Annotated in this window: 1 rRNA gene (cut by a window edge); it reads right to left on the reverse strand. The window is 54.4% G+C overall.

The features are described from left to right. Window positions 1–147 precede the first annotated feature (147 nt). Window positions 148–2,500: ribosomal RNA gene (locus LB535_RS28700) — 23S ribosomal RNA — on the reverse strand; it runs 471 nt beyond the window's last position.

A 2,500-nucleotide genomic window follows, 5' to 3' on the forward strand; every position in this document is an offset into this window, starting at 1 on the left:
TGCGTTTTGCATACGGGCGAAGCCCGCAAGCGCGACTGCGCGTCGCCGGTCGTCCGGCGCCCTCGCGGAGCATAGGCCCCGAAGGGGCCGCTCATGCGTGAGCGCTGGTAGACCATCCGACTTGTCGGATGGATATAAGTAATGAGAACGATCAAGCCTATCGAACTATTAGTACCGGTAAGCTTCAAGCGTTGCCGCTCTTCCACACCCGGCCTATCAACGTGGTCGTCTTCCACGGTTCTCAGGGAATACTCGTTTCAAGGTGGGTTTCCCGCTTAGATGCCTTCAGCGGTTATCCCGTCCGGATATAGCTACCCTGCAATGCGGCTGGCGCCACAACAGGTCCACCAGAGATCCGTCCATCCCGGTCCTCTCGTACTAGGGACAGATCCTTTCAATATTCCTACACCCACGGCAGATAGGGACCGAACTGTCTCACGACGTTCTGAACCCAACTCACGTACCGCTTTAAATGGCGAACAGCCATACCCTTGGGACCTGCTCCAGCCCCAGGATGCGATGAGTCGACATCGAGGTGCCAAACAACCCCGTCGATATGGACTCTTGGGGGTCATCAGCCTGTTATCCCCGGCGTACCTTTTATCCGTTGAGCGATGGCCCTTCCACGCGGGACCACCGGATCACTATGACCGACTTTCGTCTCTGCTCGACTTGTCAGTCTCGCAGTCAGGCAGGCTTATGCCATTGCACTCAGCGAACGATTTCCGACCGTTCTGAGCCCACCATCGCGCGCCTCCGTTACTCTTTAGGAGGCGACCGCCCCAGTCAAACTACCCACCATACATTGTCCCGGACCCGGATAACGGGCCGCGGTTAGACATCCATAGTGATAAGGGTGGTATTTCAAGGGTGGCTCCACCTGAGCTGGCGCCCAGGCTTCAAAGCCTACCACCTATCCTACACATGCCACTACGAATGCCAATGTAAAGCTATAGTAAAGGTGCACGGGGTCTTTCCGTCTAACCGCAGGAACCCCGCATCTTCACGGGGAATTCAATTTCACTGAGTCTATGCTGGAGACAGCGGGGAAGTCGTTACGCCATTCGTGCAGGTCGGAACTTACCCGACAAGGAATTTCGCTACCTTAGGACCGTTATAGTTACGGCCGCCGTTTACTGGGGCTTCGATTCAGAGCTTGCACCCCTCCTCTTAACCTTCCAGCACCGGGCAGGCGTCAGACCCTATACGTCGCCTTGCGGCTTCGCAGAGCCCTGTGTTTTTGATAAACAGTCGCTACCCCCTGGTCTGTGCCACCCTCCTCTGCTTGCGCAGAAAAGGGTCACGCTTCTTCCGAAGTTACGCGTGCAATTTGCCGAGTTCCTTCAGCATAGTTCTCTCAAGCGCCTTGGTATACTCTACCTGACCACCAGTGTCGGTTTCGGGTACGGTCTATAAGGAGGAGCTATTTCCTGGAACCACTCCGCTGCCCTTTCAATCCGATAAGATTGGACAACTTGTGTGATCCGTCACTACCTCCAGGCCCACGAATATTAACGTGGTTCCCATCGACTACGCGTTTCCGCCTCGTCTTAGGGGCCGGCTAACCCTGCTCAGATTAACTTTAAGCAGGAACCCTTGGTCTTTCGGCGGGGGAGTCTCTCACTCCCCTTACGTTACTCATGTCAGCATTCGCACTTCTGATACCTCCACCGCCCCTCACGGGTACGGCTTCATCAGCTTACAGAACGCTCCGCTACCGCTCGTGATTGCTCACGAACCCTAAGCTTCGGTGTATGGCTTTAGCCCCGTTACATTTTCGGCGCAAAGACCCTTATTTAGACCAGTGAGCTGTTACGCTTTCTTTAAATGATGGCTGCTTCTAAGCCAACATCCTGGTTGTTTTGGGATCCTCACATCCTTTCCCACTTAGCCATAACTTGGGGACCTTAGCTGTAGGTCAGGGTTGTTTCCCTTTTCACGACGGACGTTAGCACCCGCCGTGTGTCTGCCGACTAGTACTCCCAGGTATTCGGAGTTTGGTTAGGTTTGGTAATCCGGTGAGGACCCCTAGCCCATCCAGTGCTCTACCCCCTGGGGTATTCGGTCGACGCTCTACCTAAATAGATTTCGCGGAGAACCAGCTATTTCCGAGTTTGATTGGCCTTTCACCCCTAGCCACAAGTCATCCCGAACTATTGCAACAGTTATGGGTTCGGTCCTCCAGTAAGTGTTACCTTACCTTCAACCTGCTCATGGCTAGATCACTCGGTTTCGGGTCTAATGCGACGAACTGAACGCCCTGTTCAGACTCGCTTTCGCTGCGCCTACACCTACCGGTTTAAGCTTGCTCGTCACACTAAGTCGCTGACCCATTATACAAAAGGTACGTGGTCACCCTTGCGGGCTCCCACTGTTTGTAGGCAATCGGTTTCAGGTACTCTTTCACTCCCCTTGTCGGGGTGCTTTTCACCTTTCCCTCACGGTACTAGTTCGCTATCGGTCATGCACGAGTACTTAGGCTTGGAAGGTGGTCCTCCCA

Origin of the sequence: Mesorhizobium sp. CA10, assembly GCF_020165285.1 — a bacterium.
Lineage (GTDB): Bacteria > Pseudomonadota > Alphaproteobacteria > Rhizobiales > Rhizobiaceae > Mesorhizobium.